The following is a 19414-nucleotide window of genomic DNA, read 5'->3' as shown; positions in this document are numbered from 1 at the left end:
CGCAGGTGCGCTTCCCCGTTTCCCGCCTTCCGTGGAGAACCACCCATGTCGACCCTGGTTTCACTGCGCAACATCACCAAGACCTACCAGCGTGGCCCCGAGAAAGTGCAGGTGCTGCACGGCATCGACCTGGACATCGCCAGCGGCGACTTCGTCGCGCTGATGGGCCCGTCCGGTTCGGGCAAGACCACCCTGCTCAACCTGATCGGCGGCCTGGACAACCCCAGCGGCGGCGAGATCAGCATCGAGGGCGAGCGCATCGACCAGATGAGCGGCGGCCAGCTGTCGACCTGGCGCAGCCACCACGTCGGCTTCGTGTTCCAGTTCTACAACCTGATGCCGATGCTGACCGCGCAGAAGAACGTGGAACTGCCGCTGCTGCTGACCCACCTCAGCGCGGCGCAGCGCCGCCGCAATGCCGAGATCGCGCTCACCCTGGTCGGCCTGGCCGACCGCCGCAGCCACCGCCCGAATGAACTGTCCGGCGGCCAGCAGCAGCGCGTGGCGATCGCCCGCGCGATCGTCTCCGACCCGACCTTCCTGATCTGCGACGAACCCACCGGCGACCTCGACCGCCAGTCCGCCGAGGAGATCCTCGGCCTGCTGCAGCAGCTCAACCGCGAGCACGGCAAGACCATCATCATGGTCACCCATGACCCGAAGGCCGCCGAGTACGCCACCCACACGGTGCACCTGGACAAGGGCGAGCTGGCCGACGCGCCGCTGGCCCACTGACGGAGGCCACGGCGATGAAATACTTCTCGTTGGTGTGGGCGCAGCTGTTCCGCAGCCGCACGCGCACGTTGCTGACCCTGCTCTCGGTGGTGGCCGCGTTCCTGCTGTTCGGCATGCTCGATTCGGTGCGCGTGGCGTTCTCGTCGGGTGGCAGCGTGGAAGGCGCCAACCGCCTGGTGGTGGCCTCGCGGCTGTCGATCACCCAGTCGCTGCCGATCCGCCTGGAAGCACAGGTCCGCCAGGTGGCCGGCGTGCGTGACGTGGCCTACGGCATGTGGTTCGGTGGCATCTACCAGGACCCGAAGAACTTCTTCCCGAACTTCTCGGTCTCGCCCAACTACTTCGACGTGTACCGCGAACTGCAGATCGACCCGGCGCAGCTGGAAGACTGGAAGCAGACCCGCACCGGCGCCATCGTCGGCGAGACCCTGGCCAAGCAGTTCGGCTGGAAGATCGGCGATACCATCCCGCTGCAGGCGACGATCTTTCCGCGTGGCGGCAGCAACGACTGGCCACTGGTGCTCAAGGGCATCTACCGCTCCAAGGACCGCGCGCTGGCCGCCAACGAAGAGCGCCAGCTGATGATGAACTGGAAGTACTTCGATGAATCCAACGACTACATCAAGAACCAGGTGAGCTGGTACACGGTGACGCTGGACAACCCGGACCACTCTTCGCGGGTCGCACAGGCGATCGATGCGATCTCGGCCAACTCCGACCACGAGACCAAGACCCAGACCGAATCCGCCTTCCAGCAGGCCTTCGTCAAGCAGTTCGCGGACATCGGCATGATCGTCACCTCGATCATGGGCGCGGTGTTCTTCACCCTGCTGCTGTTGACCGGCAACACCATGGCGCAAGCCGTGCGTGAGCGCGTGCCGGAGCTGGCCACGCTGAAAACGCTGGGCTTCAAGGACAGCACCGTGCTGACCCTGGTGATGGTGGAATCGGTGCTGCTGATCGGCCTCGGTGGCCTGATCGGCATGGGCCTGGCCGCCCTGATCCTGCCGGCGATCGGCCCGAAGAGCATGGGCATGCTGCCGCCGCACGTACCAACGCCGACCTGGCTGATGGGGCTGGGCCTGATCGTGGTGATCGGCATCATCGTCGGGTTGCTGCCCGCGCTGCGTGCCAAGCGCCTGAAGATCGTCGACGCACTGGCCGGCCGCTGAGGAGGATTGCAGATGAACAAGCTCAAGAAGTCGCTGGGCAACGGCGTAACCGTGCTGCTGCTTGCGATCGGCCTGGTGTTGTGGATCGGGCTGCCATGGTTTGGCGTGCTGGCCGTGGCCGTGCTGGTAGCGCTGTGGCTGCTGCTGACCCGCGGCGGACGGCTGGCGTTGGCCGCCACCCGCATCGGCGTGGCCAGCCTGCCGCAGCGCTGGGGCGCGTCCTCGGTGATCGTGGTCGGCATTGCCGGCGTGGTCGGCGTGCTGGTGGCGATGCTGGCGATGGGCGAAGGCTTCCAGGCCACGCTCAACAACACCGGCGATGACACCACCGCCATCGTGCTGCGCGGTGGCTCGCAGGCCGAGACCAACTCGGTGATCACCCGCGAGCAGGTACCGATGCTGTCCACCCTGCCCGGCATCAGCCGCGATGCGCAGGGCCGGCCGTTGCTGTCACCGGAACTGTCGCAGGTGGTCAATCTGGTGTCCAAGTCCGATGGCACCGACGTCAACGCGCAGTTCCGCGGCGTCGGCCCGCAGGCATGGGCCGTGCATGACAAGGTCAAGATCGTTGAGGGCCGCAAGTTCGCCACCGGGCTGCGCGAGATCGTGGTCGGCCAGGGCGCCAAGGGTCAGTTCCGCGACATGGAGGTCGGCAGGACGCTGACCCTGGGCAACCAGGCCTGGACCGTTGTGGGCGTGTTCGCCACTGGCGATGCGCATGATTCGGAACTGTGGACCGACGCCGATACGCTGGCCACCACCTACCAGCGCAGCGCCTGGCAGTCGATCAGCGTGCGCACCGAGGGCAAGGCTGGCTTCGATCAGTTCAAGGCGGCCGTCGCTGCCGACCCGCGCCTGAAGCTGGACGTGGAAACCACCCGCGTCTACTACAGCAAGCAGGGCGGCGGGCTGACCAAGCTGATCGACATCCTCGGCAAGGTGATCGGCACGATCATGGCGGTCGGTGCGGTGTTCGGCGCGCTCAACACCATGTATGCGGCCGTGGCCACGCGCGCCCGCGAAATCGCCACCATGCGTGCGATCGGCTTCCGCGGCCTGCCGGTGGTGACGGCCGTGATGCTGGAAACGATGCTGCTGGCGCTGCTCGGTGGCCTGCTCGGCTGTGCGGTTGCATGGCTGCTGTTCAATGGCTACAGCGTGTCCACCATCGGCAGCAACTTCAGTGCGGTGGTGTTCAAGTTCCACGTTTCGCCGGAACTGCTGTGGACCGGCCTGAAATGGGCACTGGGCATCGGCCTGGTCGGCGGCCTGTTCCCGGCGCTGCGCGCGGCACGTTTGCCGATCACCACGGCGCTGCGCGAAACCTGAGCCCCGGCTTCGCAGCGGCACACCCGCAAGGACGGAGCGAAGGCTCCGTCCTTTTTTCTGTCATGCGTCTGTGGATTGTTGGACACGATTCATCTTGGCGGCACGCTGCCGGACCGTTGCCAACGGAAACCCTCTAGAATCGCGCGCCCATCATCTGTATCCGCGTTCCCACCACGGCCATCTCTCTCCTGGCCATGGCTGGAAGCAGAACGGCGCCTTTCGGGGCGCCGTTCTTTTTGCGCGAAGGCGGGGTCAGAGCCCTCCGCGTTGCGGAGGGATCCGACCCCGTAGCCCCGCCTGCGCTACTGCTTGGCGCGCATCGTGCGGATGTTGTCGCCGACGAACAGGATCAGGCCGGCCCAGATCGCGGCAAAGCCGATCGCCTTGGCGGTATCGAACGCTTCGTGAAAGAAGAACACGCCCAGCAGCAGCTGCAGGCTCGGTGCGATGTACTGCAGGATGCCGACCAGCGACAGCGGAATGCGCTTCACACCGTAGGCAAAGCCGATCAGTGGCACAGCAGTCACTACGCCGCCGAAGATCAGCAGCAGGTCGTTGCGCCAGCCCCAACCATGGAAGAACGCACCGCCGTGGCCGTTCTCGGCCCAGATCGCAAACGCCAGCGCCGGCAGGAACAGGTACATGCTCTCCACCCCGAGGCCGGCCACCGGGTCGACCGAGACCAGCTTGCGCAGCAGGCCATACAGGCCGAACGAACAGGCCAGGCCCAGCGCGATCCACGGTGGCGTACCTGCATCGATGGTCAGCCAGGCCACGCCCACCGCCGCCATCGCCACCGCTACCCACTGCAGCCGGCGCAGCCGTTCCTTCAGCACCAGCACGCCCAGCAGCACGTTCACCAGCGGGTTGATGAAGTAGCCCAGGCTGGTCTCGATGACATGACCGGCGTTGACCGCCCAGATGTACAGGCCCCAGTTGAACGCGATGGTCAGGCTCGACACCAGCAGGATCGGCAGCGCGCGCGGCTGCGCGGCGATCTTCTGCCACCAGCCCAGGCGCGCACTGATCAACAGCCAGCCCAGCACCAGCACCGTGCTCCAGATGATGCGGTGGGCGATGATCTGAAACGAGGGCACCTCGTTGAGCAGGTGCCAATAGACCGGCACCAGGCCCCAGATCACGAAGGTGGATGCGGTGACCAGCAGGCCCCGGCGTTGTTCTTTCTCGTCCATGCTCACTTCTTTCTCGTCCTTGCCATTGTCAGCACCACCACACCCAGAAGAATCACCGCCATCGCCAGCAGATCGCGCCAACCGAAGCGCTCACCGTTGAGCAGCGCGCCCAGCAGCACCGCGATCACCGGATTGACATACGCGTAGCTGCCTGCGAGCGCCGGGCGCACGTTCTGCAGCAGCCACACGTAGGCAGTGAACGCGACGATGGAGCCGAACACGCACAGATAGGCCATCGCCAGCAGGCCACCGGTATCGGGCAGCGTGGTCGGGCGCTCGCCCACCGCCAGGCCGATCAGCACCAGCAGCACGCCGCCGCAGATCATCTGCCCGGCCGCGGTCATGAACGGACCCGGCAGGTCCAGGCCGCGTGCCCACACAGAACCGAACGCCCAGCCGATCGGCGCAATCAGCAGCAATACCAGCCCGGTCGGCGAGCCGGTCAGGCTGCTGCCGGCATTGAGCCAGACCACACCGAGGAAGCCGATGGCGATACCCAGCCACTCACCACGGCTGGCATGTTGCCCGCGCAGCGCCGAGAACAGCGCCATCCACAGCGGCACCGAGGCCACCGCCGTGGCGGCCAGGCCCGAAGACACCTCACGCTCGGCCAGCACCACCATGCCATTGCCCAGCACCAGCATGGTCACGCCCATCACCACCAGGTTGCGCCACTGCCGCAGCGTGGGGTTCGGCAGCTTCCAGAACAGGCGCAGCGCAAGGAACATCAGGCCGCCGGCAACGATGAAGCGGCTGCCGGAGACCATCGTCAGCGGCAGTGCGCCGCCGTGCAGGGCCTTGGCGATGCCCAGGTAGGTCGAACCCCAGACCACGTAGACCAGCAGCAGTGCCAGCGCGACAAGGCCACCCCGGGGGGCAGCCGCAGACGAAGAGGGGGGAGCCGACATGACACACCAGGGAGCCGGGGGAAGGCGGATTCTAGGACGTTTTGAGTATGGTCCGGGACCCCATACGGTGGCACGCTGTCATCCATCCATGCACCCTGCTCTGGTCTGCTACCCCGTGTTGACGGCCGATGCAGTACCAAGAGGGCTGCCCGGTCGCGCCGTCCCAAGGCCGGACGCCGTTTTCCCTGCGCACGGACGCGCCGCATCGAGGATTTCCACCCAGATGAGCACCACGTCCCAACCTGTTGTCCCCGCGAACGACCGTGCCGCCCTGCGGCGGTCGATCTCCAACACCCTCAAAGGCTCCGCCGGCAACCTGGTGGAGTGGTACGACGTCTACGTGTACTCGGTGTTCGCCGTGTACTTCGAATCGCAGTTCTTCTCGCCCGACGACAAGAACTCCACCCTGTACGTGTGGGCGATCTTCGCGGCGACCTTCCTGATGCGCCCGATCGGCGCCTGGTTCTTCGGCCGCTTCGCCGACCGCCACGGCCGCCGCCTGGCGCTGACCGTCTCGGTCACGTTGATGGCGCTGTGCTCGTTCCTCATCGCCATCACCCCCACCGCCGCCAGCATCGGCATCTGGGCCGCCGTGATTCTGTTGTTCGCACGCCTGCTGCAGGGCTTCGCCACTGGCGGCGAGTATGGTGCCAGCGCCACTTACATGTCCGAGGCCGCCATTCCGGGCCGTCGCGGCTTCCTGTCCTCGTTCCACTACGTCACCCTGGTCGGCGGCCACGTGCTGGCCCAGCTGACCCTGCTGCTGATGCTGACCTTCTGGGGCAAGCCGGAGATCTCCGAGTGGGGCTGGCGCATCGCCTTCGGTATCGGTGGCATCGCCGCGGTGGTGGTGTTCTGGCTGCGCCGGGGCATGGACGAGTCGCTGTCAGAGTCGTCGATCGAGGCCGCGCGCGAGGGCAAGGCAAAGAAGTCCGGTTCGATGTACGAGCTGTTCGTGCACCAGTGGCGGCCGCTGCTGCTGTGCTTCCTGATCACCGCTGGCGGCACCGTGGCCTTCTACACCTACTCGGTGAACGGCCCGAAGATGATCCAGAGCGCCTTCGCCGGCAACGACCCGATGACCGGCACCCTGATCAACCTGGGCGTGCTGGCCTTCCTGATGGTGCTGCAGCCGGTCGGCGGCTGGCTGTCGGACATCATCGGCCGCAAGACCCTGCTGGTGTTCTTCGGCGTCGGCGGCGTGCTGTACAGCTGGTACCTGATCACCCAGCTGCCGCACCAGCATGACGCCACCCTGGCTTTCCTGACCCTGGCGCTGGCGTTCGTCATCCTCACCGGCTACACCTCGATCAACGCGGTGGTGAAGGCTGAGCTGTTCCCCACCCACGTGCGTGCACTGGGCGTGGGCCTGGGCTATGCGCTGGCCAACTCGCTGTTCGGCGGCACCGCCCCGCTGCTGTACCAGGGCGCGCTGAAGACCGGCCACGTCGATTGGTTCGCCATCTACGTGACCGCGACGATCGCGGTATCGTTGGTGGTCTATGTGTTCTTCCTTACCAACAAGGGCCCGAACTGGCTCGACGGCACCCGCAAGTAAGCGCGTTGCCCTGATCGCGGCCACTGGTGCAATGCCGGTGGCCGCTACCTCTCCCGCCACCGCGCTGATGTGGATCGCGGTGACGCTGGCCGCAGCCACGGCAGTGGCCTGGGTGCTGCGCCGCCCCAACGCGCAGGCCACGTGGCCGCGCACGGGGTTCGGGGTCGCCCTGCTGGTGGTCTGCGCCGCGCTGGCGCTGCAGCTGGCGGTGGACCTGGGCAGTGGCCACAGCTCGCTGCAGCTGCGGCTGCATCGCGGCGTCAACGCCGGGTCGCTGGTCGGCCTGCGCACGATGGGGGCGTGCTATCTGGCCGCGCTCGCTGCCGGCGGCTGGGGCGCATGGAAGCTGCTGCGCCGGCGCCGGTAGTACCGGCCGCTGGCCGGCAAAGCCACCTTCTTTCGGTAGTGCCGGCCGCTGGCCGGCAACCTCATGAACCTCCGGGAAGAGCAGGGAGTTGCCGGCCAGCGGCCGGCACTACCTCAGCGGCGGGCCGCTTCGCTCTTGTCGCGCGCGCCGCGGAACTCCGATTCCTTTTCCCACGTCGGCCAGCGGCGGCTGTTGGCCAGCTCCGCACCCAGGTCGTAGACCAGCAGGGTGTCGGCAGCGTGGCCGCTCGGGTCCCAGCTCGGCGTCCAGGCATCACAGGCCTGGTGGTAGCAGTCGGCGAAGTACTTCTCGCGCAGCGCGCGGCCGGCTTCAACGCCACCGTCCAGCTTGTCCAGGCCCGGGCCGATGGTGATCGCCGGCACGCCCAGGCGGGCAAAGGCGAAGTGGTCGGCGCGGTAGAAGAAACCGGCTTCCAGGTTCGGATCCGGGCTGTAGCTGCGGCCGCGGGCCTTGGCCACGCGTTCCAGGTCGCGTTCCAGCGAGACCCGGCCCTTGCCCCACGAGGCGATGTCGCGGGTCGGGCCATCCGGGCTGAACATTTCGATGTTCAGCACCGCAGCGGTCTTGTCCAGCGGCGCCAGCGGATGCGCGGCGTAGTAGCTGGCGCCCAGCAGGCCCTTCTCTTCGGCGGTCAGTGCCACGAAGTACAGCGTTCGCTGCGGCTGCGGGCCAGCGGCGAACACACGGCCCAGTTCCAGCACCGTGGCCACGCCGGTGGCGTTGTCGATTGCACCACGGCGGATGCGATCACCCTTGGCGTCGGGCTGGCCGATACCGAACGCATCCCAGTGCGCGGAGAAGATCACCGCCTCGTCGCCATGCTCGCCACCGGGCAGCTTGGCCACCACGTTGCGGGTCACCACCTGCTCGCGCTTGAGCGCGAAATCCACGCTCAGCTTGGCGTTGCCCAGTGCAACCGGGCGGAAGTCGGCACGCATCGCCTTGCGCTTCTCAGCATCGAAGTCGAGGCCGGCGTCGGCGAAGATCGCCTCGGCCAGCTCGCGCTGCATCCAGCCGCGCAGCGGCGTGTGCTGCGCCATCGCTTCTGCCTGGCTGCGCTCGATGTCGAACAGCGGCGAGGTGCCCGAGCTCTTCACCGTGGCCCAGCCATAGGCGGCCGGCGCGGTCTCGTGCACGATCAGCACGCCCTCGGCACCCCGGCGTGCGGCTTCCTCGAACTTGTAGGTCCAGCGGCCGTAGTAGGTCACCGCCTTGCCATCGAACGCGCCCGGCGCATCGGCCTCGAAGTCGGCGTCGTTGATCAGCACCACGGCGATCTTGCCGTGCAGGTCCACGTCCTTGTAGTCGTTCCAGTGGCGTTCCGGCGCATCAATGCCGTAGCCGACGAACACCAGCGGCGCGTCCTTGATCTGCACGCGCTTGCGCGGCTGCAGGCTCTGCAGGGTCACGTCCACGCCGTTGGCCAGCGCACGCTTGCCCTGCTTCAGCGACAGGCTGGCCCTGGCTGCGCCATCCAACTGCGCGCGCACCAACGGGACCGGCTGCACCCAGCTGCCATCCACGCCGCCCGGCTGCAGGCCATAGCTGCGGAACTGCTCGATCAGGTACTGCACCGTGCGCTCTTCGCCCTCGGTGGCCGGTGCGCGGCCCTCGAACTCATCCGACGCCAGCACGCGCACGTGCCGCGACAGTGCCTGCGGATCGATGCCGCCACCCGGCAGGTCGTTGGCCGCATGGGCCAGGCCCCCGACGAACAGGCAGGACGACAGCAGCAACACGCGCATCGGATTCACGGCAGTACCACGGCTAGCTTGGAAGTCACCAGAGTGTAACGTGGTCGTGACATCACGGCGCAGGCTTGGGCCTGCGTCATCCACGCAGGGCGTGGATCTACCTGCTGATGCGGTCCAGCCAGCAGGCCAGGCCCTGTGCGTTGAGCTCGATGTCCATCGCCAGCACGGCGGTCACTGCCGCATCGTCCAGCGCACAACCATGCAGCTGTGCGCGTTCCAGGTACAGCGCCTGCAGTGCGGCCAGCAGGCAGCGGTGGCGGTCCGGCCGGCCATCGCACTGGCGGCCGATGGCGGCCATCGCATCGATCTGCTCGAACAGGTCCCCTGCCAGTTTTTCCACCTGCTCCACGCGCCCATAGTGGGTCAGGTACATCGCCTGCGGCGCGTAATCGAGCATGCGCCGGATCGAGGCCTTCATCGCCTCCGGGTCGAACTGCACCGGCGAGGAGGTCGGGAAGATGAAAGCGCCCTGCGCGCTGTCCAGCTCGCGGTAGGAGATGCCGAACGTATCGCCGGTGAACCAGCTGCGGCTGCGTGCATCCCACACGCAATAGTGGTGCAGGGCGTGGCCCGGCGTGTGCAGCAGCACCAGCTCGCGGCCAGCGAGATCGATGCGGTGGCCGTCTTCGGCCACCACCACGCGGTGTTCGGGAATCGGCTCGATGCGGCCGTAGCTGCGCGCGATCTCCTCGGCGCCGTACACCGCCGTCGCACCCGCAATCAGCCGGGTCGGGTCGATCATGTGCGGCGCACCGCGCGGATGCAGCACCGCCTTTGCGTTGGGCAGCTGCTGCATCAGCAGTCCGGCGCCGCCGGCGTGGTCCAGGTGCACGTGCGTGAGCAGCAGCCAGTCCACCGCGTCCACGCCCAGGCCAGCGTCCACCAGCGCCTGCAGCATGGCCGGCACTGACAGCCCGGTGCCGCAGTCGACGAAGGCCGCGCGGCCGTTTTCAACGATCAGGTAGGCCGCGTCGAAATCGGGACGCTGGAAGCCGGTATCGATGGTGTGGATGCTGGGGTCGGCGATCATCGGCACGCACCTGGCAGTCTCGGAAACAGACGCCCATGGTAGGCGCGCAGGCGGTCCAGGTTCGATGCGGCTTTGGTCGGGTAGTGCCGGCCGCTGGCCGGCAACCTCGGGCAGCCCGTTGAATGCCGTTGCCGGCCAGCGGCCGGCACTACCGGTGCAGCCAGCGCGGCCGCAGCAGCAGGGCCAGCACCAGCACCGCCAGGAATGCGCCATAGGCATACAGCACCGCCAGCACCTGCGGCCAGATCGGGCCGGCGCCGGGTTGCACCACGCCAAGGCGGTAGCCCCACAGCATCGACACGATGCTCAGCGCGAATGCCACGACCAGGGTGGTGCCATCGAACAGGCGCCGCCGCGCGCTGCGCGGCTGGCGCGGAAACAGCCAGTACAGGCTGCCCAGCAGCAGGAACCAGGGCAGGAACAGCAGCAGCGACAACCAGGCCATCGCAGACTCCATGTCATCGCGCCGGAGGCGCGCGGACATCATGCCATGACCTTGGGCGGCGGGTAGTGCCGGCCGCTGGCCGGCGTTTCCCATGCAGTTGCCGGCCAGCGGCCGGCACTACCTTTACGCTTCGCGCAGCGCGGCCAGGGCGGCCAGCACCGCGTCCACCTCGGCGTCCAGCTTGAACAGCTCGCTCTGCAGCTGGTCGCCCTGCTCGGCCTGCTTGATCACGGCAATCAGCTGGCCGGCATCACGTGGCGAATCGAAGCCTTCGCTCTGGATCAACAGCGTGCCGTCACCAGCAGTCAGCTTGAAGTAGAAACGCCCATCCTTCTCGCGGTACTGCTTGAACTGCGGCGGTGCCACACGGGCCACGCCCGCGTCCTCACTGGCGATGTCGCCGGCGCTGGACAGGTCACGCAGGCCCACCGCATGGCGCAGCTCGTCCAGCAGCGGCGCCGCCAGCTGCTCGCGCAGCTGCTGGCCACGGCGCTTGAGCAGCGCTTCGATCTTCTCCGGCTCGGCCATCAGCGCGTTGTAGCGCTCGCGCAGCGGCGACAGTTCGCTGTCGATGCGCTCGAACAGCTGCTGCTTGGCGTCACCCCAGCTGATGCCCGCAGCGAACGCCCTGGCGAATTCGGCGGTCTGTTCCGGGGTGGCGAACGCCTGGTACATCTGGAACAGCGCCGAGCCCTCGGTGTCCTTTGGCTCGCCCGGCGCGCGCGAGTCGGTCAGGATCGAGAACACCAGCTTCTTCAGCTCCTCGCGCGGCACGAACAGCGGGATGGTGTTGTGGTAGCTCTTGCTCATCTTGCGGCCATCCAGGCCCGCCAGCGTCGCCACCTGCTCGTCGATCACCACGTCCGGCAGCGGGAAATACTCCTTGCCGTACACGTGGTTGAAGCGCTGGGCGAAATCGCGCGCCATCTCGATGTGCTGGATCTGGTCACGGCCCACCGGCACCTGGTTGGCCTTGAAGATCAGGATGTCGGCCGCCATCAGCACCGGGTACATGAACAGGCCGGCGCTGACGCCTGCGTCCTCGTCCACGCCTTCCTCGCGGTTCTTGTCCACCGCTGCCTTGTAGGCGTGCGCGCGGTTGAGGATGCCCTTGCTGGCGATGGCGGTCAGGAACCACATCAGCTCGGTGGTCTCGCGGATGTCGCTCTGGCGGTAGAACCACACATGTTCCGGGTCCAGGCCGCAGGCCAGCCAGCTGGCCGCGATCTCCAGGGTCGCGCGCTGGGTGCGCTGCGGGTCCTGCGACTTGATCAGGCTGTGCAGGTCGGCCAGGAAGAAGAAGCTCTCGATCCCCGGCGCGCGGCTGGCCGCGATGGCCGGACGGATGGCACCAACGTAGTTGCCCAGGTGGGGCGTGCCGGAGGGGGTAATGCCGGTAAGGACTCGGGTGGTCATGACTGCGTGGGGTAACCTTCGATGAACGGGGCCAGTTTACCTTGCACGCCACCAACCCCGTCAGGGCCCGCGGCGCGTTCATTCACGCAACCCCGCTGGAGACGCCCGATGAAACGCCTGCTGCCCCTGCTGCTGATCCTGCCCCTGGCCGGCTTCCGCCCGGCGCCCATGCCGCCGCCGGTGTACGACGGCGGCCCCGTGCGCATGGCCCTGGTCGACCGCGACCGCGGCACCGAACTGCGCAGCTACCCCGCCGAGGGCCAGCGCTGGGTGGCTGGCGAGCGCGGCCACCGCTACGCCGTGCGCCTGTACAACGACAGCCCGCGCCGGGTGCTGGTGGTGCTGTCGGTGGACGGCGTCAATGCCATCTCCGGCGAAGATGCCGATCCCTCGCAGACCGGCTACGTGCTCAACCCCGGCCAGCGCGCCGACATCACCGGCTGGCGCAAGAGCCAGGACGAGGTGGCGCAGTTCGTGTTCAGCAGCCCCAGCGGCAGCTACGCCAGCCGCACCGGCCGTCCGGACAACATCGGCGTGGTCGGGGTGGCGGTGTTCGAGGAGGCGCGTCGCTGGTACCCGCAGCCGATCCTGCGACGTGGCGTGCCGCTGCCGGCACCGACCGCGCAAGCCGAGGCTGCCGCCGACGCCAGTGCCAGCCGCATCGAGGGCTATGCCAGCAAGTCGCAGGCGCCAGCGCTGGGCACCGGCCACGGCGCACGTGAACAATCTTCGGTGCGCGATACCGACTTCGAACGGGCCAGCCGCAGCCCGGCGCAGGTTCTGCAGCTGCGCTACGACAGCGCCCGCAACCTGCGTGCGCGCGGCATCCTGGTCGATGCGCCCTCGCGCCTGCCGCGCGAACCGCAGGCCTTCCCCAACCGTTACGTGCCGGACCCGCCGGCACGCTGAGCGGAGACAGCACAACGCCCGCAACCTCACGGTGCGGGCGTTGTGCTGTGGGGGAATCCGTCGCGCTTACTTGTAGTCCGGGTAGTCCTTGCGCACGCTGTCTTCGAAATCCCTGACTTCCTTCTCGGCACGGTCCTTGGCCCAGCCATAACGTTCCTGCAGGCGGCCGGCCAGGTATTCGGCATTGCCTTCGGCCACATCGAAATCGTCGTTGGTCAGATCGCCCCACTTGGCCTGGGCCTTGCCCTTCAGCTGCGACCACTTGCCGGAAATGATGTCTTTGTTCATTGCTGGGAGTCCTTGGTTGCAACGGCGTTCTTACCGTAGCTCCAGCTTCGCGCAGCGGCTGTTGAATACCGGTCAACCGGCAATGAAATAGATGCTCACCTGCTTGAATGGTTCACTCCGCTTGCACAGCCGTGCGTGGCAGCGGGCATAAAAAAAGGCCGGGGATGATCCCCGGCCTTTCTCTTTCCGTTCCGCACCGGGCTCAGTTGCCCTTCGCGGCATCCTCAACCTTCTCACCGGCCTTCTGCACGTCCTTGCCGGCACCGGCCACGGTGTTGCAACCGGCCAGCAGGGCCACCGAGAACATCGACAACAGCATCAGGGCAACTACGCGCTTCATGGGCTTCTCCTTGGGTTCGCCGCTATACCGCTTCATTCGCGGATGGGATTCTCTCGCTCGGCGGGAGGGCACCAATGCCCACTGCCGCCGCGTGAAGTGCAATCTGGCGGCAGCGGCGTGGAGCGGGCGTGAACGGTTCGGCTATCCGTTCAGCAGGGGGCGGTCAGTCGCGCATCAGGGTGGACTTGCCGAACAGGCTTTCCACCAGGTCCACGGCCAGTTCGGCGGTGGCATTCTGCTTGTCCAGCAAGGGGTTGAGCTCGACGATGTCCAGCGAACCCATGCGCCCGGTGTCGGCGATCATTTCCATCACCAGCTGCGCCTCGCGGTAGTTCACCCCGCCCGGCACGGTGGTGCCGACGCCCGGCGCGATGCTCGGGTCGAGGAAATCCACATCGAAGCTGACATGCAGGTGGGTGTTCTCATCGATGCCGGCCAGCGCCGCTTCCACCGCGCGTTTCATGCCGTTCTCGTCGATGTAGCGCATGTCGTACACATCGACCTTGTGGGTCTTGATCAGGCGCTTTTCCTCCGGGTCCACCGAGCGGATGCCGATCTGGTGCATCTGCGCCGGGGTGATCGCCGGTGCGCTGCCGGCCAGGTGGGTCAGCGCCTCCGGGCCGAGCCCGCACAGGCAGGCCACCGGCATGCCGTGGATGTTGCCCGACGGGGTGACATCGCTGGTATTGAAGTCCGAATGCGCGTCCAGCCACAGCACGCGCAGATTCTTCCCCTGCTCGCGGCACCACCGCGCGACGGCGGTGATCGAACCGATGCCCAGGCAATGGTCGCCGCCGAGCATGATCGGCATGCGGCCGGCCTGGAGTTCGGCGTAGCTGGCTTCCATCAATGCGTGGTTCCAGGCCACCACCTCATCCAGGTGGCGGTAGCCCTCCACCGGCGCGGTCCAGGGGTTGCGCGGGCCATCCAGGTTGCCCACGTCGCGCACGTCCACGCCGCGCGCCTCCAGCGCCTCCGGCAGGCCCGCCACGCGCAGCGCTTCCGGCCCCAGCCGTGCACCGCGATGGCCCGCACCGACATCGGTGGGAACGCCGATCAGGGATACGGAAATGGGACGGGCCATGGGTGCCTCCTGCGCGAAAAAAGAAGCACAGTCTAGCCAGAGCTGTGTGACACCACTCGCGGCGGTGCAGCAGGCCGAGGGTAAGATCGCCAGGAACGGGTGGCCCTTACCGGTCAGGCTTTCCAGCGCTGGATCGTCAGACATTCAACCTTCCGCGACCCGCTTCACATCCCGGTCGGTTTCGCCTCTTACGCAAGGCTGTTGTTGTGTCCAGGCTGCGTCGGCACCCTGAAGGTGCCGCATCACTTCCTCACTCATGGAGCACCACGCGCATGAAACATGCACTCAATGGACTTGCGGTACTGGCAATTGCCCTGGGCGGACTGTTTCCCGCCGCTGCCAGTGCACCCTCGCAACGCATCACGCATACGGTGACCACCGACGCGTACCCCATGCAGACGGCAGGCGCACGCCAGGTACTCGACTGGGTGGCGCAGCGGGTGAAGCCGTCGTTCGCCCCGCAGGGCTACGGCAGCATACAGGTGGAACGACAGGCAGTCTCCGTAGGACGTGCGTCTGCACGCTCGGATGAATCGATTCCTGGAAAGCTGCCAGACCAGGGCATTCCCGGTGAGATCTACCGGGTGGAAAACCTGCTTCCCGACGGCTCCATCCAGGCGTGGGAATTCACCTGGGTAGAACCCTCATCCGGCCATGGCGGCGGCTGGGATGTCACCGGGTACTCCTACAAGAAGGGAAATGACCCGGTGAACCAGCAATAGCCGGACTGGGGCAACGCGCACCGCGCTGCCCCCTTCGGACACGCCGCCGCAGCGCCTCAACCGCCGCGGCGGCGAACCGGCGTCAGGCTCTGCACCTGGCCGCTGTTGCGCATCATGCACAGGAAGCGGCCATCGGGATAATCGATGATCAGTTCCTGGTAATCGCTGCCCACCGGCATCTGGGTCACCAGCGTGCCCTGCGCGCCCTTGCGCATGTTGCAGGAACCCAGCGCGGTATCGCCTGCCGGCGCCGGGGTGGTCACCGAAGACACATTGCGGAACACCGCGCGGCAGCCGCCATTGACCCACACCGAGTGCCGCGACAGGCCCCAGTTCTTGCCTTCCTCGCAGCGGGTGTGGCTGAGCTGGCGCACGATTTCCACATTGCCGCGGGTATTCAGATCGCACGACACCTGCTGCTCGTCAGTGGATTCGCAGGTGACTTCGCGCGGTAGCGCGGCATCCCCGGCGGCAGCGTCGCGAGGGCGAATGCTGTTTGCGGGGGGCGCAGGCGCACCACTGCTACTGACCTGGCAGATGCCATTGGCGCCGCCACGGCCGGTGTAGCTGATCTGCGGCGTGCCGTCATCGCTGCGGCTGATCGACAGGGTGATGCCGCTGTTGGCGTCGCGGGCTTCGAAATAGCGGTCGTTGAAGCGTTTCAGCGTGGCCTCGCGGCCCTGCACGTAGACCGGCCCGCCTTCGTCAGCGTGCACATCGATGCCGCCCGGGCAGCTGGCGTTGAAGAACGGCACGGCGGCCATGGCCGGGGCCACGAACGCGGTGGACAACAGTGCGACGGTGAGCGACAGGGCATGGCGACGCATGTGCGGATCCCGAAGGGGCCCCAGGGTGGGCGTTAGCGGCAGTATGCGGTGGGCGCTGCGGGCGGTCCGTGAGGAATATCAAGATCCGGGCGGTGCGCGTGGGGATTCATGTCTGGTAGCGTGTTCTGGAAGCCCTGCCGGGGAAGTTAAGCCAGCTTTACTTCCTGGGCCATGAAGGGCTGTGCGACAGCAATGACGCACCAGGATTCGTCGTTGGTTGCAGCCCCGCGCGATATGTCGCTTCTGGCATTGCGATGCTCGAAACGGGCCAAACGCGATAATTCATTTTTCCTTTCAGATCACCCGATGCCATCGAAACAAACGACTGGCAGGCGGGGATTTCGCGTGCGCATGATGAATCGCCACCTTCAGCGAGGTGGCCGGGATTTCCAACCCGAAGACTGAAAGCTGTATACGCTTGCCAGCCGGCGTCGTCCTTCCCAGGTGCGGCGCCGGCTGGCAATCCGTTCGCCGATCGACGGCGGGCGGTGCGTGGGGGCTTCGTGCCCACCGGCTTATTCAGTCCCGGGATTGGAAACCACGTATCGCCCGCCACCCTTCTCCGGTGGCATCTCTGTTCCTGCCGAGGATGCCCGCATGTCCAGAACCCGCCACCCGTACCTGACCGCCACCCTCGGCGAGGCGGCTCTACGCCTGCCACCTGAACTGGCGCAGCCATTGGAAGCCGCTTTCGCCGCTGCGAACGAAGCGCCTGCGTCCATCAACCTGCCCAGCTGCCTGCAGCGCATCCGCGCCGGTGATGCCGCCGATGGACAGCCGTGGACGGGGCCCGCCAGCACACCCGGCCAGGCAGTGGCCGCCGCGCGCCGGGATCGCGCCGCAGTGGGCCTGGTGTCACTGCTGGAGCTGTACCACGCCGCCGAGCGCGTGCGCGTGGACGGGGAAGAGAAAGACGACATCGGTGACGGCACGCGCGAAGGACTGATGCTGGCCTGCCGGGGCCTGGCGGAGTATGTGGCGTTGCAGGTGCGTAGCTGAGGCTGCGGTGGTCGCAGTGTGTGTGCGGCGTTGATCGAAGGATCTGCCCACGTCATACATTGAGCTGACTCACCGGGTTGGGGCGAGAAAACCGGCGAAAGGCGGATTCTTCATTTTCGTTCCCCCCGCCTTTGCGACCGGCGCCGCGCCGACATCATGCTCGGCGCATGTGCCTATGCCGCTCGGACATGCAGGCGCACACCCAAGGCACGGATCACGGACCCAATCCGCAGTCAAAAGATGCTGTGCTAGATTCAAGAGCGTGACATTGGCGCGAGAGATGCTTTCATGGATGCGTGGGTCGAGAAATGCGATTCTTCATCAAAACGCGGACGTCGGCGCCGCATCTGGATCGCAGCGCGTCGTCGCCTCGCGATCGTTATTCCGGCGCTTGTGCTGACAGCATGTTCGAGCGCCGCGACGTCGCCCCCATCAGATCATGTGAATCAAAGACAGGCCATCAAATCAGGGAGTGAAGCTGGTATGGAGCGATTCAAGAACAGCATCGAGCGATTGTCCAATGTGCGTTTTGGCGATATCGATGCATTGAACGAACAGCTTCACACGCATCTTGGAAAACCGGCTCGGCAGGGCCTGAGAGACGAGCGAACCGCAGAACGTGGAATGTTGGGCGGCCTTGAAGTTCGGAACATCACACTGAGAAGTGCTGTCGATAATCCTGCGCAGGCGAAGCTGACCTTCGATGTCGCGCCACCGAGCGTCGCGCTCAAAGAAGTCATCTGGGAGGGAACGGCGCAGTATCCACCTCGGCCTGATGCCCCTGACTCCCTCCCCTACTGGACCGCGCCAGTCAACGGTGCTGAGGTTGTACTCACTCTGGCCCCTGACAATGCGACATTGACCCACGTATTGATCAGTCAGCGTTGACCCCCTGGGCAGGAGCTCGAACATGGAACGTACTGAAGACTCTGAACTGCCGCAGCCGCAGGACGGGCCTCGCCCAGGACCCGTACGTCGGCCGGAGTCCCCGTTGGCTGACCCTTCGTTGGCGCCGCTTCTGGCGAAATCCCCAACACTTCGAGCGGGTCTCGCACAGGCCGAGCGCGACGATCTGGATGTTGTCTGGGGACAAGCCGGTAGGGGCACCTATCTTGTTCCGGGTGAGAAGATCGTTATTGACGAGAACGCGGTTGGGCAAGGCCCCAGAATCGCGCGCTCTCTTTCCCATGAAGTGGGGCACCATCTCTTCACTGAACGTCCCGATCCGACGTCCAAGCAATCCTATGTAAACACCCTGCTACGCGGAGAAGCAGCTGCGACGCTCAGTAATGTCCAGGTCCAGCGTGAACTCATTGCAGCTGGTGGGCCGGACATTGGTGTGTCCGGCACGGGTAATCGTCCACAACAGTATGGAGCTATTGCCGTTGAACTCCAGGCCGGGCGGATCAATCGAAACCAAGCGCTTGGGCAGATCGCTGAAGTGTTCAAAACAGAGGCTCCTTCTGTTGGTCCTCATGCGACATACGAGCTTTACTATGGCGCGCACTATGATCAGCACATAGCACCCACGCAGCGTCGACGTAGGCCCGAGCCAGAACTTGACGCCGAGCGCACTTCGGCTGCGGAAAGAGTCGCCGTGGTCGCCGACGACTCACTTTCGCTGCAACGAGCGGCTTTCTCAGTAGCTGAACTCTGCGATGCTGACCGTTCTCTCTATAAGCAGATAAGAGCGGGTGTGGAACGCCTGGATGCCGAGAGCGGGAAGCAGTGGGATGAGTCGAGCCAACGCATGTCCGCGAGTTTGCTGGTGCTCGCGAAGGAGCAAGGGCTTTCAAGAGTTGACCACGTCGTAGTGAACAACCCGACAGAGTCCCTTGCACGTGGCGAGAGAGTATTCATCGTCGAGGGAGCGATGGACGATCCTGCCCAACGCCGTGGAACCATGAATACGATGGACGCGCTTCGCGCGCCTGAAGCGGAGTCACTTCATCGCGCTGATTCATTGGCAGCAAATCTTGAACAGCAGTCAGCGCAGCAGGTCCATGCGCAGGACGGACCATCATTCTCAAGGTAAGACTGCCGAGGCACCGGGTGCACCGCCTTTCGAACCACTGGGCGAGTACCTGGAGCAGCGCAAAGAGGCGCTGACTCATGGGGATGGTGCCGCTTATCCGAATCGAACGGATGACCTACTGTTTACAAGACAGTTAGAATAATTCATATAATCAATGGCTTAGGGCCTCTATTTTTCCTAACTGGTTGTCGTGGAACACCTGACACTGTTGGTTCCGCTACAGAATTTTCCCAGGCCTAGCGCTTGTAGCTTTCGGCTGCCCCACCGCAGACATTGCGCTGC

20 protein-coding genes are annotated in these 19414 nt (G+C 65.9%); 10 read left to right on the top strand and 10 right to left on the bottom strand.

From position 1 onward, the window contains the following. Nucleotides 1-45: 45 nt before the first annotated feature. The 3 genes from AC5P66_RS05180 to AC5P66_RS05170 are packed head-to-tail and all read left to right on the top strand — an operon-like array spanning nt 46 to nt 3236. Nucleotides 46-735: an ABC transporter ATP-binding protein gene (locus AC5P66_RS05180; RefSeq protein ID WP_049412548.1), complete on the top strand. Its 690-nt coding sequence runs from the start codon at nt 46-48 to the stop codon at nt 733-735. A 14-nt stretch (nt 736-749) separates the two neighbouring features. Then, nucleotides 750-1907, top strand: coding sequence for an ABC transporter permease (locus tag AC5P66_RS05175; protein WP_005420575.1), 1158 nt, complete (start codon nt 750-752; stop codon nt 1905-1907). Between the two features lie 12 nt (nt 1908-1919). Further along, nucleotides 1920-3236, top strand: a complete 1317-nt coding sequence (locus AC5P66_RS05170) for an ABC transporter permease (RefSeq protein WP_495216106.1) — start codon at nt 1920-1922, stop codon at nt 3234-3236. Nucleotides 3237-3538: 302 nt separating this feature from the next. Here AC5P66_RS05170 and rarD read toward each other — a convergent pair whose 3' ends face one another. Together rarD and yedA are read right to left on the bottom strand one after the other, a co-directional pair. Beyond that, on the bottom strand, nt 3539-4435 hold the full coding sequence (gene rarD, locus AC5P66_RS05165; RefSeq protein ID WP_049412555.1) for an EamA family transporter RarD: 897 nt from the start codon (nt 4433-4435) through the stop codon (nt 3539-3541). Then, nucleotides 4432-5337 carry a drug/metabolite exporter YedA gene (gene yedA, locus AC5P66_RS05160; protein WP_049412558.1) on the bottom strand — a complete coding sequence of 302 codons (906 nt, stop codon included), beginning with the start codon at nt 5335-5337 and terminating at the stop codon, nt 4432-4434. The genes rarD and yedA overlap by 4 nt, the downstream gene beginning before the upstream one ends. A 223-nt stretch (nt 5338-5560) precedes the next feature. On the opposite strand from yedA, the gene AC5P66_RS05155 reads away from it, so the two are divergent. After that, the gene (locus AC5P66_RS05155) at nt 5561-6895 is read left to right on the top strand and encodes an MFS transporter (RefSeq protein ID WP_005420583.1); all 1335 of its coding nucleotides are present in this window, start codon (nt 5561-5563) and stop codon (nt 6893-6895) included. 31 nt (nt 6896-6926) lie between these two features. Beyond that, nucleotides 6927-7262: a hypothetical protein gene (locus tag AC5P66_RS05150; protein ID WP_495216105.1), complete on the top strand. Its 336-nt coding sequence runs from the start codon at nt 6927-6929 to the stop codon at nt 7260-7262. Nucleotides 7263-7375: 113 nt separating this feature from the next. Here AC5P66_RS05150 and AC5P66_RS05145 read toward each other — a convergent pair whose 3' ends face one another. The 4 genes from AC5P66_RS05145 to AC5P66_RS05130 all read right to left on the bottom strand — a co-directional run bounded on the left by AC5P66_RS05145 (nt 7376) and on the right by AC5P66_RS05130 (nt 11928). Then, a complete protein-coding gene (locus AC5P66_RS05145; RefSeq protein WP_049412562.1) occupies nt 7376-9028 on the bottom strand; it encodes a M28 family metallopeptidase in 1653 nt (550 codons plus the stop codon). A 106-nt stretch (nt 9029-9134) separates the two neighbouring features. Further along, a complete protein-coding gene (locus tag AC5P66_RS05140) occupies nt 9135-10067 on the bottom strand; it encodes an MBL fold metallo-hydrolase (RefSeq protein WP_049412565.1) in 933 nt (310 codons plus the stop codon). Nucleotides 10068-10215: 148 nt separating this feature from the next. Then, the gene (locus AC5P66_RS05135; RefSeq protein ID WP_049412567.1) at nt 10216-10512 is read right to left on the bottom strand and encodes a hypothetical protein; all 297 of its coding nucleotides are present in this window, start codon (nt 10510-10512) and stop codon (nt 10216-10218) included. A 123-nt stretch (nt 10513-10635) separates the two neighbouring features. Then, entirely contained in the window at nt 10636-11928 is a 1293-nt protein-coding gene (locus AC5P66_RS05130; protein ID WP_049412569.1) for a tryptophan--tRNA ligase, read from the bottom strand. A gap of 108 nt (nt 11929-12036) precedes the next feature. On the opposite strand from AC5P66_RS05130, the gene AC5P66_RS05125 reads away from it, so the two are divergent. Continuing rightward, nucleotides 12037-12837, top strand: coding sequence for a hypothetical protein (locus tag AC5P66_RS05125; RefSeq protein ID WP_099488053.1), 801 nt, complete (start codon nt 12037-12039; stop codon nt 12835-12837). A gap of 66 nt (nt 12838-12903) precedes the next feature. Here the strand turns inward: AC5P66_RS05125 and AC5P66_RS05120 are convergent, their stop codons facing one another. The 3 genes from AC5P66_RS05120 to rocF form a co-directional block, all read right to left on the bottom strand. Continuing rightward, complete coding sequence (locus AC5P66_RS05120; protein WP_019661831.1) at nt 12904-13125, bottom strand: CsbD family protein; 222 nt, start codon at nt 13123-13125, stop codon at nt 12904-12906. A 202-nt stretch (nt 13126-13327) separates the two neighbouring features. Continuing rightward, nucleotides 13328-13465 (bottom strand): entericidin A/B family lipoprotein, encoded by a 138-nt coding sequence (locus AC5P66_RS05115; protein WP_019661832.1) that lies wholly within the window; start codon nt 13463-13465, stop codon nt 13328-13330. A gap of 163 nt (nt 13466-13628) precedes the next feature. Further along, entirely contained in the window at nt 13629-14549 is a 921-nt protein-coding gene (rocF, locus tag AC5P66_RS05110) for an arginase (RefSeq protein WP_099495464.1), read from the bottom strand. A gap of 272 nt (nt 14550-14821) precedes the next feature. Here rocF and AC5P66_RS05105 point away from each other — a divergent pair, with 272 nt between their 5' ends. Further along, on the top strand, nt 14822-15271 hold the full coding sequence (locus tag AC5P66_RS05105; RefSeq protein ID WP_495216104.1) for a hypothetical protein: 450 nt from the start codon (nt 14822-14824) through the stop codon (nt 15269-15271). A gap of 56 nt (nt 15272-15327) precedes the next feature. Here the strand turns inward: AC5P66_RS05105 and AC5P66_RS05100 are convergent, their stop codons facing one another. Further along, on the bottom strand, nt 15328-16098 hold the full coding sequence (locus tag AC5P66_RS05100) for a DUF3011 domain-containing protein (RefSeq protein ID WP_099495462.1): 771 nt from the start codon (nt 16096-16098) through the stop codon (nt 15328-15330). 597 nt (nt 16099-16695) lie between these two features. Between AC5P66_RS05100 and AC5P66_RS05095 the strand changes: the two genes are divergently transcribed. From AC5P66_RS05095 to AC5P66_RS05085, 3 genes are all read left to right on the top strand, one after another. Next, nucleotides 16696-17097 (top strand): hypothetical protein, encoded by a 402-nt coding sequence (locus AC5P66_RS05095; RefSeq protein ID WP_099495461.1) that lies wholly within the window; start codon nt 16696-16698, stop codon nt 17095-17097. A 288-nt stretch (nt 17098-17385) separates the two neighbouring features. Further along, the gene (locus tag AC5P66_RS05090; RefSeq protein ID WP_143566425.1) at nt 17386-17985 is read left to right on the top strand and encodes a hypothetical protein; all 600 of its coding nucleotides are present in this window, start codon (nt 17386-17388) and stop codon (nt 17983-17985) included. 22 nt (nt 17986-18007) lie between these two features. Further along, complete coding sequence (locus tag AC5P66_RS05085) at nt 18008-19132, top strand: XVIPCD domain-containing protein (RefSeq protein ID WP_099495459.1); 1125 nt, start codon at nt 18008-18010, stop codon at nt 19130-19132. Nucleotides 19133-19414: the final 282 nt, after the last annotated feature.

Source organism: Stenotrophomonas sp. YJH_SMC_122, from assembly GCF_059369535.1.
Note: the sequence above shows the minus strand (reverse complement) of the source record. Positions and strands in the feature narration are given on the sequence as shown.